General features: G+C 67.6%; 14 protein-coding genes. 4 read left to right on the top strand and 10 right to left on the bottom strand.

Annotated features, from left to right (window positions below):
* Positions 1–50: 50 nt before the first annotated feature.
* From J2W23_RS01050 to J2W23_RS01015, 8 genes are all read right to left on the bottom strand, one after another.
* The gene (locus J2W23_RS01050) at positions 51–503 is read right to left on the bottom strand and encodes a hypothetical protein (protein ID WP_176657969.1); all 453 of its coding nucleotides are present in this window, start codon (positions 501–503) and stop codon (positions 51–53) included.
* A 153-nt stretch (positions 504–656) separates the two neighbouring features.
* Positions 657–2,042, bottom strand: coding sequence for an amidase (locus J2W23_RS01045; protein WP_176657968.1), 1,386 nt, complete (start codon positions 2,040–2,042; stop codon positions 657–659).
* 62 nt (positions 2,043–2,104) lie between these two features.
* A complete protein-coding gene (locus J2W23_RS01040) occupies positions 2,105–3,754 on the bottom strand; it encodes a dipeptide ABC transporter ATP-binding protein (protein WP_176657967.1) in 1,650 nt (549 codons plus the stop codon).
* A gap of 2 nt (positions 3,755–3,756) precedes the next feature.
* Positions 3,757–4,692: an ABC transporter permease gene (locus J2W23_RS01035; protein ID WP_307647350.1), complete on the bottom strand. Its 936-nt coding sequence runs from the start codon at positions 4,690–4,692 to the stop codon at positions 3,757–3,759.
* Between the two features lie 35 nt (positions 4,693–4,727).
* Entirely contained in the window at positions 4,728–5,669 is a 942-nt protein-coding gene (locus J2W23_RS01030) for an ABC transporter permease (protein WP_307647349.1), read from the bottom strand.
* A 116-nt stretch (positions 5,670–5,785) separates the two neighbouring features.
* Positions 5,786–7,369, bottom strand: coding sequence for an ABC transporter substrate-binding protein (locus J2W23_RS01025; RefSeq protein ID WP_307647348.1), 1,584 nt, complete (start codon positions 7,367–7,369; stop codon positions 5,786–5,788).
* A gap of 6 nt (positions 7,370–7,375) precedes the next feature.
* Entirely contained in the window at positions 7,376–7,912 is a 537-nt protein-coding gene (locus J2W23_RS01020) for a MarR family winged helix-turn-helix transcriptional regulator (protein ID WP_176657963.1), read from the bottom strand.
* 270 nt (positions 7,913–8,182) lie between these two features.
* Positions 8,183–8,899, bottom strand: a complete 717-nt coding sequence (locus J2W23_RS01015) for a Crp/Fnr family transcriptional regulator (RefSeq protein ID WP_176657962.1) — start codon at positions 8,897–8,899, stop codon at positions 8,183–8,185.
* Positions 8,900–9,085: 186 nt separating this feature from the next.
* Here J2W23_RS01015 and J2W23_RS01010 point away from each other — a divergent pair, with 186 nt between their 5' ends.
* From J2W23_RS01010 to J2W23_RS01000, 3 genes are all read left to right on the top strand, one after another.
* Positions 9,086–11,287, top strand: coding sequence for a xanthine dehydrogenase family protein molybdopterin-binding subunit (locus J2W23_RS01010; protein ID WP_307647347.1), 2,202 nt, complete (start codon positions 9,086–9,088; stop codon positions 11,285–11,287).
* 10 nt (positions 11,288–11,297) lie between these two features.
* Positions 11,298–11,756: a (2Fe-2S)-binding protein gene (locus J2W23_RS01005; RefSeq protein WP_013541876.1), complete on the top strand. Its 459-nt coding sequence runs from the start codon at positions 11,298–11,300 to the stop codon at positions 11,754–11,756.
* Between the two features lie 70 nt (positions 11,757–11,826).
* Positions 11,827–13,821, top strand: coding sequence for a sensor histidine kinase (locus tag J2W23_RS01000; RefSeq protein ID WP_307647346.1), 1,995 nt, complete (start codon positions 11,827–11,829; stop codon positions 13,819–13,821).
* A gap of 21 nt (positions 13,822–13,842) precedes the next feature.
* Here the strand turns inward: J2W23_RS01000 and J2W23_RS00995 are convergent, their stop codons facing one another.
* Positions 13,843–14,187, bottom strand: coding sequence for a c-type cytochrome (locus tag J2W23_RS00995; protein ID WP_307647345.1), 345 nt, complete (start codon positions 14,185–14,187; stop codon positions 13,843–13,845).
* A gap of 162 nt (positions 14,188–14,349) precedes the next feature.
* Between J2W23_RS00995 and J2W23_RS00990 the strand changes: the two genes are divergently transcribed.
* On the top strand, positions 14,350–15,021 hold the full coding sequence (locus tag J2W23_RS00990; protein ID WP_176657958.1) for a hypothetical protein: 672 nt from the start codon (positions 14,350–14,352) through the stop codon (positions 15,019–15,021).
* A 63-nt stretch (positions 15,022–15,084) separates the two neighbouring features.
* Here the strand turns inward: J2W23_RS00990 and J2W23_RS00985 are convergent, their stop codons facing one another.
* Positions 15,085–15,273 (bottom strand): hypothetical protein, encoded by a 189-nt coding sequence (locus J2W23_RS00985; protein WP_052810687.1) that lies wholly within the window; start codon positions 15,271–15,273, stop codon positions 15,085–15,087.
* Between the last annotated feature and the right edge of the window lie 121 nt (positions 15,274–15,394).

Raw genomic sequence — 15,394 nt, 5'->3', positions numbered from 1 at the left:
GGTGTAGCGAAGGCCGCGGACCGGGCCTTCGCTACGGCTGCTTCACCGCGTTACTTGACCGTGGCCGGTGCCGCCGGATTGCCGCCGGTGCTGGCAACGTTGGGTGCCAGCGTGCTCTGGACCTTGTCGGGGAAGCTGTACATGCCGCCGGAAGCTGGATCGACGATCAGCATGCCCAGGAGGCCTCCCAACATGATGTTGGCAACGTACCAGCCGCTGACCTGGCTATCGACATGTTGCGAGGCGTCCGCGAAGCCGTCTTTTTTCATGTTGACCGTGTAGGCCTCGGACTTGAAGTACCCCGCGCCGCGCTTGAGGGTGACCGTGGACGGCGTGGTGCCGGTGTGCACTGCTTCGCCCGCCCGGTTGGTGATGGTGAGCGCGGCGCCTTCGGGGGCGCTGCTGAAGACGACTGGCTGGGTGGTGCCGTTGAAGATGCTGGCGCAACCGCTGAGGCACACCACGACGGCAGCCGCTGCGGCCGCTTGGGACAAACGGATCATTTCTTCTCTCTCCCTGAGGAACTTATTGGGGCCGCAATGCTATCCAGCTTCGCAAGGGGCCCTGCTGAACTTTCACACGCTTCCATCAAAAAGATGTCGGCGTGCTGACGAACGGCTTGCGCGGCTACCGCCGCACCGCGATGCCTTGGCCCGTCACACAGGTTCTGGCCACGGTGCCTGCGCCCCGCGCACGGACTCGTAGAAAGCGGCCATCTGCAGCACCCCCAGGTCGTCGAACCGGCGTCCGGCGATCTGCAGGCCGATGGGCAGGCCGCTTGCGGCGTAGCCGCAGTTGATCGATGCCGCGGGCTGCTCCGACTGGTTGAACACCGAGGTGAAGTGCGAGTCCTTCAGCGGATTTTCCGGACCGCTGTTGATGGCTTCCGCCGCGAACGGAAGCACCGGCGACACGGGCGACAGCACGTAGTCGTACGGCTGCGTGGCGGCGACGGTCGCCGCGCGCAATGCCTGCATGCGCGTGAAGGCCCGGAAGGTTTCCTCGGGCGAGAGCGAGCCCGCGAACTCGCCCGCCGCATGGATGTAATCCGCCGCCAGCCTGGCGCGCTCCAGCGGCATGGCCGCCAGGTCGACGCGGCAGCGCATGGTGAAGAAATGCGCCATGCCCATGCGCATCTCCAGCGTGGTCCAGTCGGCGAGCGGCTCCACGATGGCGCCTGCCTGCTCGAAGAGGCGTGCCGCGGCCAGCACGGCTTCTTTCACTTCGGGGTCGATCGGCCAGCCGCCCGCGGTGTCGGTCCACAGGCCGATGCGCAGGCCCCGCACATCGCGGCCGAGGTGCTCCCATGCAATGTCTTGCGCCGGCAGGCTCATGTAGTCGCGCGGATCGGGGCGCGAGACGACCTTCATCAGCAGCGCGGCGTCGGCGACGGTGCGCGTCATGGGGCCGATCACGCGTGCGGCCGCCGGCGGGTCGACCGGAATCCGTCCGTGGCTGGGCTTGAGCCCGAACACGCCGCAGAAGTTGGCGGGAATGCGCACCGAGCCGCCGATGTCGGTGCCCAGGTGCAAGGGGCCGTAGCCCGCGGCCGCTGCGGCGCCCGCACCGGAGCTGGAGCCGCCGGTGTTCTTGCTGAGGTCCCAGGGGTTGCGCGTGAGCGCATGAAAGCTCGACGGGGCCGCGCCCAGGAAGCCGAAGTCCGGCATCGTGGTCTTGGTGACGATGACCGCGCCCGCTTCGCGCAGGCGTGCGGCCGCGGGCGCATCCGCCGCGGCGGGCGACAGCACCGTGGCGGCGCTGCCGATCGGCGACGGCGTGCCGCGCGTGGCGATGTTTTCCTTGAGCGTGACCGGCACGCCGTCGAGTTCGCCCTGCGGCGTGCCCTGTGTCCATCGCGCTTCGGAGGCCCGGGCCGAGGCGAGGGCGGCTTCGGCATCCAGCCCGTAGGTGGCGTGGATGCTCGGCTCCCAGCGTTCGATGCGCGCGAGCACGGCCTTTGTCACGTCGACGGGAGAGAGGGTGCGGGCGCGATAGCGCTCGAGCAGTTGAACGGCGCTGAGGGCGTACAGGGGTGTGTCCATGATGTTGTCTTTGTTTGCGGGTCGAGGATGTTGATCGGAGCCAGTGGTCGATGCGCGTTGCATCAGCCCTGGCCGAATGCGTAGCCCTGACCAGGGGCCGCGGCCAACAGGGAGCGGGTGTAGGCCTCGCGCGGCGACAGCAGCACGTCGCGCGCGGTGCCTTGCTCGACGATGCGGCCCTTGTGCATGACGATCAGCCGGTCGCAGATCTGGCTGGCCACGCGCAGGTCGTGCGTGATGAAGAGGATGCCGATGGACAGGCGCTGCTGGATCTCCGCGAGCAGCTTGAGGATCTGGTCCTGCACCGACACGTCAAGGGCGGAGACGGCCTCGTCGGCAATCAGCACCTGGGGCTCGCAGGCCAGCGCGCGCGCAATGCACAGGCGCTGCCGCTGGCCGCCGGAGAACTCGCTCGGATAGCGGTGCAGCACTTCGGGCTTGAGCCGCACCAGGTCCATCAGCTCCTCGGCGCGCTGCCAGGCCTTCTCGGGAGAAAGGCCGAAATTCACCGGCCCCTCGATGATCGACTGGCCGACCGTGCGGCGCGGATTCAGCGAGCGGTTCGGGTCCTGGAACACCACCTGCACCATGCGCCGGAATGCCGAGAGCCGGGCGCGCGGCGCGTGCTGCGCCTCGAGGTGGGGCACCCAGACCTCGCCGCCGGTCGGCTCGATCAGTCGAGCGATGCAGCGCGCCACCGTGGACTTGCCCGAACCCGACTCGCCCACGATGCCCACGGTTTCGCCGGCACGCAGCTGGAGCGACACGTCGGTTGCCGCATGCACCGTGCGGCGCTTGCCGGGCCAGGAGCCGGAGCGGTAGGTCTTGGTCACGCCGCGCGCGTCGAGCAGCGGCGGTGCGTCGGCGACGGGAGGGCGCGAGGCGGGTTCCAGGCGCGGCACGGCGTCGAGCAGCATGCGCGTGTAGGGCTCCTTCGGCCGGCGCAGCACGTCGTCCTTCGGGCCGCTTTCGACCTGGCGGCCCAGCTGCAGCACCACGACATGGTCCGCGATGTCCGCGACCACGCCGAAGTCGTGCGTGATGAACAGCACGGCCGTGCCGTTCTCCTGCTGCATCTCGCGGATGAGCGACAGGATCTCGGCCTGCGTGGTCACGTCCAGCGCGGTGGTCGGCTCGTCGCAGATCAGCAGCGCGGGGCGCAGGATCAGCGCAATGGCGATCACGATGCGCTGCCGCTGTCCGCCCGAGAGCTGGTGCGGATAGGCGTCGTAGATGCGCTCGGGCTCCGGCAGCTTGACGCGCGCGAAGATGGCCAGCACCTTCTGCCTGCGCTCCGCGGCGCCGAGCGCCGTGTGCTCGGCCAGCATCTCGTCGACCTGCGCGCCGCAGCGCATCACCGGGTTGAGCGCCGTCATCGGCTCCTGGAACACCATGGCCATGCGGGCACCGCGCCATGCGCGCAGGCGCGCGGCGTCGGCCGCAAGGACGTTCTCGCCCAGCACCTCGATGTGTCCGCCCGAGGGCTTGAGCGAATCGGGCAGGAGCCCCATCACGGCCTGGGCGATCACCGACTTGCCGGAGCCCGATTCGCCCAGCAGGCACACGACCTGGCCAGGCATCACGTCGAAGGAAACGCCGCGAACGGCATGCGGCCGGTCCGCGCCCTGGGGCAGGTCGATGCACAGGTCGCGCACGGCGAGGCAGGGCGATCCGGCGGCGGGCCGGGGAGTGGAAAAAGGCGTGCGTGCCATGCTCAGCTCCCGCGCTTGTTGAACTTGGGATCGAGCGCATCGCGCAGGCCGTCGCCCAGCATGTTCACCGCCAGCACCGTGGCGGCGAGGAAGGCGCCGGGCAACAGCACGGTCGATGGATGCGAGGTGAAATACGCGCGGCCCTCGGACATGATGTTTCCCCAGGTCGGCACGTCGGAAGGCAGGCCGATGCCGAGGAACGACATGACCGCTTCCGCCAGCATGGCCGCTGCGCAGACGAAGGTGCCTTGAACGATCAGCGGCGCCACGGTGTTGGGCAGGATGTGGCGCAGCATCAGCTTCCAGGCGGGCGTGTCCAGCGCAATGGCCGCCTCGACATACGGCTCTTCGCGAACCGACAGCACGACCGAGCGCACCAGCCGCGCCACGCGCGGCGTCTCGGGAACGACGATGGCGAGGATCACCGTCCACAGGCTCGGGCGCCAGACCGCGACGAGCACGATGGCGAAGAGGATGCCGGGGATCGCCATCACCCCGTCCATCACCCGCATGATGGTGCCGTCGAGGCGGCGAAAGTAGCCCGCGACCATGCCCACCAGCATGCCGAGCGCGATCGAGCCCAGCGCGACCGCCACGCCCACCGACAGCGAGATGCGCGCGCCGTAGGCCGTGCGGCTCCAGATGTCGCGGCCCATGCTGTCCGTGCCCATCGGGAAGAAGCGCTGGAAGCTGTCGCCGGCCAGCGTCGTGAATTCGGCATGTGCGCCCGGCGACAGGTGCGAGTTGGCCGGGTCCATCGCGTTGGGGTCGATGGTGTAGAGCCACGGGGCCGCGACCGCCAGCACGACCATGAGGCACAGGAGCACGCTGCCCGTGCGCACGGCGGCGTTCGCGAAGACGCGGCGCGGCAGGGAGGGCTTGGGGCGGCTGCGCGGCGCGGCGGCCGCCGTGTCCGCCGGCAGGGAAATCGAAGTCATGGAAAGGGTCTCCGAAAGAAAGAGGGCCGCGTGGGTCAGTAGCGGATGCGCGGATCGAGCAGCAGGTAGCTCAGGTCCACCAGCAGGTTCACGACCACGTAGACGAGCGAGAAGAAGAGGGTGATGCCCTGGATGAGCGGGTAGTCGCGCGAGAGCACCGCGTCCACCGTGAGCTGGCCGAGGCCCGGTATGGCGTAGATGGTCTCGGTCACCACCACGCCGCCGATGAGGCCGGCCACGCTCAGGCCGATGATGGTGGCGATCGGCACGGCCGCATTGGCCAGCGCATGGCGAATCAGCATGCGCCGCTCGGAGATGCCCTTGGCGCGCGCGGTTCGCACATAGTCCTCGGTCAATGCCTCGGAAACCGCCGCCCGCGTGACCCGCGCGATCAGCGCCGCATACATCACGGCCAGCGTGACGCAGGGCAGCACCAGGTTGCGCAGCCACGGGCCGACGCCTTCGCCGATGCGGTTGTAGCCCTGCGACGGCAGCCAGCCCAGCTGCATCGAGAACAGCCAGATCATCAGGTAGCCCGCGACGAACACCGGCACCGAGAAGCCGAGGACCGACGCGCTCATGATGAAGCGGTCGAGCCGGCCGCCGCGCCGCGAAGCCGCCAGCACGCCCAGCGGCACGGCGATGAGCACGGTGAGCACGACGGTCACGGCAGCCACCGAAAGCGTGGGCTCCAGCCGTTGGCCGATCAACTCGGTCACGCTCATCTTGTAGAAGTAGGAATAGCCCAGGTCGCCGCGCAGCACGTGGCCCAGCCATCCGAAGAACTGGCTGACGACCGGTGCGTCCAGGCCGAGCTGCGCGCGGATGCGCTCGATGTCCTGCACGGTCGCTCCGTCGCCCGCGATGGCCGCCGCGGGATCGCCGGGCGTCATGCGCAGCAGGAGAAAGACGATGACGGCCACGATCAGGAGCACGGGTGCCGTGGCCAGGCCGCGCCGCAACAGGAAGTTGAGCATGTGAGAAGGTCTCGTTCGAGCGATGGATCGGCTGGCGCGGGCAAAGGAACTCCCCGACCGGCCGCAACGCGTGCAACCGGTCAACGCCTCGATGAGAGAAAGAGAAGGGGCGGCGCCTACTTCTTGCGCACGTTCCAGTACAGGACGGCGGGCGAAGGCAGCAGGCCGCTCACCACGCCACGGCGCACGGCCGTGGGGGCCTTGCCCTCGCCGAGCGGCGCGATCACGCCGCCTTCGAGCACGCGCAGCTGGATCTGCGTGGCGATGTCCTTGCGCTGCGCGATGTCGGCCGTCTCGATGAACCGCGTCTTCAGCTTTTCCAGCTCGGGGTCGACGGGCCAGCCGAAGTAGCCCTGGTCGTCGTTGCCGGTCAGCGGGCTGTAGGTGATGGGGCTGCTGGCGTCCACGCCGCCCCAGAAGGTGATGAAGGCATTCCAGCCGCCGTTTTCCGGCAGGTCTTTCTTCGTGCGGCGCGTCACGAGCGTGGCCCAGTCGGTGGTCTGCACGTCGACGTTGAAGCCCACCTGCTTGAGCAGTTGTCCGTAGATGGCCGGCAGCTTGTTCAACGCCGGTGCATCGCCCGGCAGCAGGATGACGACCGGCTTGCCGTCGTAGCCCGACTCCTTCAGCAGCTTGCGGGCTTCCTCGAACTGCGGCTTGCCGGTGAAGAAGCCCGTCTTGTCGCTCGCATAGACCGAGCCGCACAGGTAGATCGAGGTGCAGGGCTTGTAGAAGTCGCGGAAGGTGGCCTGGGCGCGCAGCATCGCTTCCTGGTTGATGGCGAGCATGGCGGCCTTGCGCGCCTTCGGGTTGTTGAAGGGCGCGACCTTGTGGTTGTAGATCACGGTGAACGGGCCTGCGGGCATCACGTCGACCAGCTCGATCTTCTGGTTGGTTCGCATGTCGGTGTAGCCGGAGGAGGGCACGGTCTCGAGCATGTCGACCTCGCCGTTGAGCAGGGCGTTGACCTGCGTCTGCGGGTCGCGCAGCAGCACCCATTCCACGCGGTCCAGGTTCACCACCTTGCCGCCCGCGAGGCCCGAAGGTGCTTCCTTGCGCGGCACGTAGGCGGCATTCTTGCGATAGATCACGCGGTCGCCGGGGCGAAAGTCCGCCTTGGCCAGCGTGAAGGGGCCGGAGCCGATCATCTCTTCGATCTGCTTGTCGGCGGGTGTCTCTGCCACGCGCCTGGGCATGATGAACGGCACCAGCGGATTGGGCTTGCCCAGCGCATCGAGCACCACGCCGAAGGGCTGCTTGAAGGTCATGCGAAAGGCGTTGGGGCCTTCCGCGGTGATGCTGTCCATGGCCTCGTACATCTTCTGGCCGAGCGTGTCGCGCTTGGCCCAGCGGGCGAGCGAGGCGATCACGTCCTGCGAAGTGACGGGCGCGCCGTCGTGGAACTTCAGGCCCGGACGCAGCGTGAAGGTCCAGACCTTGTTGTCGGGGCTGGTGGTGTATTTGTCCACCATCTGCGGCTTGATGGCGCCCTTCTCGTCCATGCCGAAAAGGGTGTCGTAGATCATGAAGCCGTGGTTGCGCGTGATGTTGGCGGTGGTCCAGATCGGGTCGAGGATCTTCAGGTCCGACGAAGGCACGGTGCGCAGCACGGTGTCGGCAGAAGCCGTGGCCGAGAACGCGAGAGCCAGTGCCGGCAGGGCGGCCGCGAACGCGCGGCGCAGCGAGAGGGAAATAGCCATGAAGCCTTACTTCTTTCGAGAGGTGCCAGAGGCAGGTGGTGAAGAGGAATCCGCAGACTTGCTTTCGCGCAGCTGGGCCAGCAGAAATTCGAAGATGTCGCGCGAACCGGCTTCCGCATCGATGATCTTGTGCAGGATGCGGCGAAGGGTGTCGACCTCGGCCACGGTGAGGCAATCGAGGAAGCGCGCTTCCATTTCCTTCCCGATGGGCTCGGCCTGCAGCACGAGGTCGATGCCGGAGGGCGTCAGGCACAGGTGGATCTGCCGGGCGTCTTCGCTGCCGATCTGGCGCTGCACCAGCTCGCGTTGCACCAGCGAGCCCACGAGCTTGGACACCAGCGTCTTCTCGATGGCGCAGGTCTGCACCAGCTGGCCCATCGTGATGCCGGGTGCGCCGCCGATCATGCGAAGCAGCCGCACGTCGCGGATCGACAGGCCGACTTCGATTTCGTACACGCGAGAACCACGGTCTCTCGTTCGCTCGGAGGCCAGGTCGAGCAGGACGTTGATGTAGTCGGTTTTCAGTTCGAGTGGGGCATGCATGGTCGAATGAGAGAAATCTTCAATAGTTGAAGTATTCAACTATCTGGAGTGCTTACGCAAGTGCTGGGCCAGGTGACGAGGGAAATCACCTAGGAGCAATGCTGTCGAGGTGAAGAGGGACGAGGCGCCGCTTTTTGCGAGGCCGAGGCAGTCACATGGCTGCCGTCATGAGGCACGTGCTTGGTGCAGCGCGTGCACCAGAATGCCGACGCTTTCCGGCCGGTTCGCCGAAGCTTTGCGCGCCCGGGCCTGCCGCTTGCCTGGCCTGGCCTATCGGCGCGCGTACGTCGTCGCGACTGATTCGGCCTCGCCGAGATAGCCGCGCAGCCCGGCAAGATCGAGCACCTCGACGCCGCCATGCTCCACGCGCAGCAGCCCCGCGCGCTCGAGCTCGTGCAGCGCCCGGTTCGCACGCTGGCGCGAGACGGCTGACAGGAGGCCGATCTCGTCCTGGCTCAGGCGCACGAAGCTGCTGGTCTGCGGATAGAGCACCGGGTCGAACAGGCTGGCCAGGCAGCGTGCGACACGCGCGTCGGGGCCCAGCAGGCGGTCGAATTCCATGAGGCCGATGAACAGGCTCAGGCGCGCGTTGATGTGCGACAGCAGGAACCGGTTGAATTCGATGTTCGTCGAGAGCAGCCGTTCGAAGGTGTGGCGCGGCACGCAGGCCACGCGGGTCGGCCGCATGGCCACGCCGTCGTAGCGCCACGGTCCGGGCTTGAGCAGCGAGCCTTCGCCGGCCCACCCGCCGGTGGTCACGCCGGTGAACGTGGAGACGCGGCCGTCGGCCAGCGAGACCGACATCTTCACCAGGCCCTCGATGACACCGATCCAGAGATCGGCAGGCTCGCCGCGGCGCAGCACGAAACCGCCGGCCGGCACCTCGCGCTCGTGCGACTCGCGCACCACGCGGTCGAGCTCCTCGGCCGTCAGGGTCTGTGCCCACAGGCTCTCGCGGAGCATGGTTTCCATGGCGTTCGACGACATACGTGCTTTCCTTGCTCGCTTGCTTGCTTTTCAGCTGGCTGGCTTGCTCACTCCTCCACCCGCGTGGGCCTGCATGGAAAGGCCCGCGGATCCGCGCGTAAGGAATGTCTTTGAAACGACACTCCTGGCGAAACGATCATGACATATTGACTCCTGTTCGCCACAACCAGAAGACAGGAGACAAGGATGGAACATTCCGAATCCGGCGCGGTCCCCACGCATGTGCCGCTCCAAGACGAACCACCCGGCATGCGCCGGCGGGACCTGTTGGGGTACGCGGCTTCCGCGCCTTTGGTTTCAGCCGCAGCCGCCGCAACCGTGGGTCTGGGCGGGCTCGCTGCCCCTGCCTCGGCCGAGGCAGCGATCCTGCCGATGACACCGCCCGACACGACCGACCTGATCGACATCGGCGATGCGGTCACGCTCACCGCGCTGCCGACCATGCCGCTGGTCAAGGTGACCCCCATCGCCAATGGCCGTGTGCGGCTGGAGCTTCCGCGGCTGGAGTCGGGGCAGGGCATTGCCACCGCCGCCGCGATGATGCTGGCCGACAAGCTGCGCCTGCCGCTCAGTGCCATCGAGGTCGGCTCGGCGGACGCCAGTCCCGAGCTGATCTTCAACCAGCTCACGGGTGGCTCGTCGAGCGTGCGTTCGCTGCATGCCGGCATGCCGGTGCTCGGCGGCCTGGGCGGGCTGCTTTCGGGCAACGCGAACGCGGTGGTCGGCCAGCGCACGACGCGGCTCGATGCGCTGGACATCGTGACCGGCCGCAAGAAGTTCTCGATGGACCAGGCCGTGCCCGAGGCCAAGCCGACCATGGTGTGCCGGCCGCCGACCATCAACGGCAAGTTCGTGCGCATCAACAACCTGAACACGGTGATGGCGATGCCGGGCGTGCTGGGCATTGCGCCGATCCCACCGACGAACGGCATCGTGCCCACGCCGCCCGGCGTGGCGGTGATGGCCGAGACCTTCGGGCAGGCCTGGGCCGCGGTGAATGCGCTCGATGTCACCTGGACGGCCGGTCCGGTCGCGGGCGAGTCGAACGCCAGCATCCAGCAGAAGCTCAAGAGTGCGCTGCTGCCGTTCCTGCTGCCGCCGCTGGGTGCGCTCACGGTCGAGGGCGAGTTCGAGTTCGCGGCGGTCTCGCACTGCCCGATGGAGACCGAATGCGCCATCGCCGACGTGCGCGCCGACCGGGCCGAGATCTGGTCGGGCCTGCAGAGCCCGATCGTCACGCAGCAGGCCGTTGCCATCGAGCTGGGCCTGCCGCTGGACAAGGTCAAGGTGCATGCGGTGCCCTCGGGCGGCTCCTTCGGGCGCCGGCTGTTCTGGGACGCGACGCTGCAGGCGGTGCAGGCCTCCAAGGCGCTGGGCCGGCCGTGCCGCCTGATGTACCACCGCACCGACGACATGCGCCACGGCCGCGTGCGCCCGCCCATGTTCCACCGGGCGCGCGCGACGATGCTGCTGGGCCAGGTCATCGCGTTCGAGCAGCGCATCGCCGGGGTGCGGCTCGATACGCGCCACGGCTTCGGCGAGATGCTGGGCGCCGCGGCCATCGCGCTGCCCAACGGCTTTCCGCAGACGGTGGGCAACTTCGCCATCGAGCAGGTCATGTTCAAGACCATGGTCACCTCGCCCTACAACTTCGGCGTGACCACCAAGCTCCTGACGCCGGTGGCGATGGACATGAACACCTGCTCCTACCGCTCGGTGCACATCCAGCCCTCGCGCTTGGTGGAGGAGATCCTGGTCGACGACATGGCCCGGGCGCTGCGCAAGGACCCGGTCGCGTTCCGCCTCGAGTACCTGCGGCTGCCGCGTGCACGCGCGGTGTTGAAGGCCGCGGCCGAGGCGGCGCAATGGGGCAAGGCGATGCCCGCAGGCTTTGCGCAGGGCGTGGGCGTGCACCAGGAGTCGAAGTCGTTCACCGCCTGCATCGTCGAGATCGACGGGCGGGTGCCGACCGACGTGAAGGTGGTGCGCGCCACCATCGTGATCGACGTCGGCACGCCGATCAATCCCTCGGGCATCGAGGCGCAGATGCAGGGCGGGCTGTGCGAGTCGATCTCCATCGTGCTGACGGCGGGGCTGCACATCCAGAACGGCCTGCCGCTGGAAGGCAGCTATTCGCAGTACCACTTCGCGCGCATGAAGAACTACCCGAAGGACGTGAAGGTCATCATCATGCCGGCCAGCACCGGCGAGGCCATCGGCGGGCTGGGCGAGGTGGGCCTGTCGGCCAGTTCGGGCGCGATCGCCAACGCCTACGCGCGCGCCACCGGGCGCAAGCCGCGCAGCTTTCCGCTGAACTTCCCGGTCGATTTCACTCCCATCCCCCCGGGCAAGCTGCCCACGCCGGTCGTCGTGCCGGTACCCGCCTGAGGAGGCCACCATGCCCGTGCAATCTTTCAAGGTGAACGGCAGCAATGTCGATGTCGAGGCGCCCGACGACATGGCGCTGCTCTGGGTGCTGCGCGACAAGCTCGGCATCACCGGCCCGAAGTACGGCTGCGGCATCAACGTGTGCAAGGCCTGCACCTGCCACGTGGACGGCAAGGCGGTCACGACCTGCTCGACGCGGGTGGCCGACGTGCGGGGCCGGCAGGTGACGACCATCGAAGGCCTGGCCAACGGCAACGTGCTGCACCCGGTGCAGCAGGCCTGGATGAACCTGGACGTGCCGCAATGCGGCTTCTGCCAGCCGGGGCAGATCATGGCCGCAGTCGATCTGCTGCGGCGCACCCGCAACCCGACCGACGCGGACATCGATGCCATCGAGAACGTGTGCCGATGCGGCACCTATGGGCGCATCCGGGAGGCGATCAAGGCGGCCGCGGCCATGATGGGGTAGCGGGAAGCGCGTCCGCGAAGGGCGAATCCGTCATGCGGATGGAAGGTGCGGGAGACATAATTGTTAACTAATGCACGCATCTCCCGCCGATTCCAACCGCCGCACCGGGCCGGGCCGCGGGATCGCAAGGTTGTGCTGCCTGACCCTGTCGCTGGCTGCGCTGTTCCTCGCGCACGCGGCACACGCGGCCGATGCCGCGCCGCAGTCCGATGGCGCCGTTCATATCACCCGCGCCGAACTGCTGTCCGTTCCCGGCACGGGATACACCGCGCCTCCGCAGCGCGTCGAGGACGCCCAACTGCCGAACGACGGATGGCAGGAAATCGAGCTCCCGCACACGGCCGGGCGTGAACTGGTCCCCACGCCGCTGGGCGGCGTGCGGACCGTCACCGACTGGTACCGCATCGACCTGTCGGGTCGGCTGCTGCCATCGAAACAGCAGCGTCTTCTTTATCTCCCGCGCTGGAAGACGCTGGGCCATATCGCGGTGTACGGCGATGGCGTGCTGCTCTACCAATCGCACGGCAGTCCGATCCACAACGGCTACAACCATCCGCTGCTGCTGCCCCTGAACGCGACCGATGGCGCGTTTTCCCCGACCTCGGTGCTGATCCGCGTGGACCGCCTGCGCAGCAGCGGGAGCGGGTTTTCCACCGTGTGGGTGGGCGACCAGGCCTCGCTGAACTGGCGCTACCAGATCCGCGAGTTGCTGCAGGTGCAGGTGCCGGCGATGGGCAGCGCCGCGTTCCTGGCGGTGGGCGCATTCGCCTTCGCGGTATGGCTGGGCAAGCGGCGCGAGTCGCTCTACCTGCTGTTCTTCGTCATCTCGGCGCTGGCCTTCCTGCGGACGCTGCATTACTACGCGGGCGGCAACTACTTTCCGGTCTCGGACGAGCTGTTCGAATGGATGACGGTGTCCTCGCTGCTCTGGCTGATCGTTGCGATCCACCTCTTCCTGGAGCGCCTGCACCAGCAGCCCTCGCCCTGGCTGACCCGCCTGTCGATTGCGCTGGTCGCGGCCTGCAGCATCGCCACGCTGCCGCACCTGTCGCCGTCCATCGCGAGCCTTTACCTCATCACGCCGCTGCTCAACCTGATGGTGCTGCCCGTCGCGGTGCTGATCTTCGCGGTGAACCTGCGCAAGGCGTTGCGTGCCAAGCTGCCCGAGGGGCGGCTGGTGGCGGGCTGGACGGTCTTTGCCGTCACGTTCACTTCCTACGACGGGCTGCTGCAGAACAACCTCGTGAGCCCGGAGAGCGTGTACACCTCGCCCTACGCGATCATCAGCCTGTTCTTCGTCTTCTCCTACATCATGTTCGAGCGGTACACCGGCGCGTTTGCCGAGGTGGCCCGGCTGAACAAGGGGCTCGCGCAGCGCCTGCAGGCGCGCGAGGCCGAGCTGGAGCAAAGCTACCAGCGGCTGCGGGTGATCGAGAACCAGCAGATGCTCGATGCCGAGCGCCGGCGCCTGATGCAGGACATGCACGACGGGCTGGGCTCGTCGCTCATCAGCGCCATCCGTTCGGTGGAGCGGGGCGCCATGACGGATGCCGAGATCTCCGACGTGCTCAAGGGCTGCATGGACGACCTGAAGCTGGCGATCGATTCGATGGAGAGCGTGGACGCCGACCTGTTGCTGCTGCTCGCCACCCTGCGTTTTCGCCTGGCGCCGCGCATCGAGAGCGCCGGCGTGGCGCTGCGCTGGGAGGTGCAACCCGTGCCCGCGCTGCCCTGGCTGGACCCGGGGAGTGCGCTGCACATCCTGCGGATCATGCAGGAGTGCATCGCCAACGTGCTGCGCCACACGCGGGCCACCACCATCGGCTTCAGCACCGCGACGGCGGGTGAGGGCGTCTCCGTGGTGATCGAGGACAACGGTGCGGGTTTCGACGTGCAGGAAGCCCTGCAGCGAAGCGGCCGGGGCCTGCGCAACCAGCAGCAGCGCGCCATGGCGATCGGCGGGACGGTGAACTGGGAGTCCGGCAGCGGCGGAACCCGCTTCACGCTGTGGCTGCCGCTTCAGCGCAAGGTCGATGCAGAAAAGGCAGTGCGGGCTGCTGCCTGATGATGCGCGGGCGCTTTGGCGTTACTTCGGGCCCTGGCTTTTCGCCACCGAAGGCTGCGAAAGCACCCAGGTCGCCAGCACCCGCGAGTCGGCCTCCGACACCAGGCTTTGCCGCGGCATGATGACCCGGCCCCAGGTGCCGACACTGCCGTTGCGGATCTTCTCGGCCAGGCGCGGCGCCGCGTCCGGATCATTGCGATAGCGCTCCGCGATCTGCGCGAAACCCGGGCCGACCTGCTTGTGGACGAGCCCGTGGCAGGCGATGCAGCCGTTTTTCCTCAGGAGGTCCATCGGCGCGGTCTGCGCGATGGCAACGGACGCGCTGTTCAAAAGCAACATCAGGGCGGCGATCGGGAGGAGCTTCATGCGGGGTCGTAGGTACTTTGATTTGCGGCCCGCCGAGAGCGGGAACGCATGGTCGCATGCCGCTGCATCGGTCGTCGTGCATTCGCGACAAGTCGATTCAAGAGTAACTATATGTATGGTTAAATCCGCGGAACTACCGCGAAAGAGGACGAGGGAAACCCCATGAAGCTGTTGCTGAGCATTGCGTTCGCCGCTGTGGCCCTGATGGGCTGCACCGCCAGGGCGCCGCTGGTGCCGACCGAACCCGGCACCGGGTCTGGACTCACCTACGTCCCCATGGTCGCCATGGAAGGCGTCGACAAGGTTCGCTACGACAACGACGTGCAGGCCTGCCGCACCGCAGCCACCCGCATCACCGCACGCAGCGAGACCGGCGACACCATGTGGCTCGCGCTGGGCCTCGGCCTCATCACCGTGCACGGCCAGGGCATCGTGGCCGCCGCTTCGTACACCGGCATCAGCGCCGCCGTCATCGACTGGAACGGCCGTCCGACCTCGGAGCTCATGGCCGAGCATCAAGAGATCGCCATCGTCCATTGCATGGCCAAGCGCGGCTACCGCAACCTCGACCCCGATGTGCGCGACACCTTCTACGGCCACACCTTCGATCCGGTCGTCGCCGCCAAGCCGCGCCGTACAGGCATCGACACCTACAACGTCGAATCGCTCGCCAAGGCCGGCCGCTGCAACGTGCAGCCGCGCGCCGAACTCACGGCCAAGGGCCCGGGCTTCGAGTCGTACAACGTGCCTTGCGAAAACGGCGGGACCTGGGCGGTGCGCTGCGAATTCGGCAAGTGCCGCGTGTTGGCGCAGGCGCCGGTCCGCCGTTCCTGACCGGGTTTCTTCAGGCCAGACAAAAGCCGGCTTTCATGCCGGCTTCTTTTTTATGGGGCTCCTTCAGCGCCAGACGTAATGTCCCGGCACGCGGCGGCCATGCTCGCGGTGCGCCGGCACCCAGACCTTGTGCTTGCGGTGATGCGGCGCTGCATGCGGGCGGTCGTAGCCCGGTCCGTGTCGGGGCGCCGGTTGCGCGAGTGCGGCGCTCGAGAGCACACAGGCGGCGAGAACGAAGAGTATCTTTTTCATGTTGGAGTCCTTCGGTTGATGAATGCACCTGGAGCAGGTACACCATGAACCTTAGTTTGCAGAGGTGCCCTGCCTCGTAGGCCGGCGAGCACTTTACAAACAACACGTTGCGACGGCACGA

This window comes from Variovorax boronicumulans, from assembly GCF_030812215.1.
Classification (GTDB): domain Bacteria; phylum Pseudomonadota; class Gammaproteobacteria; order Burkholderiales; family Burkholderiaceae_C; genus Variovorax; species Variovorax boronicumulans_C.
Note: the sequence above shows the minus strand (reverse complement) of the source record. Positions and strands in the feature narration are given on the sequence as shown.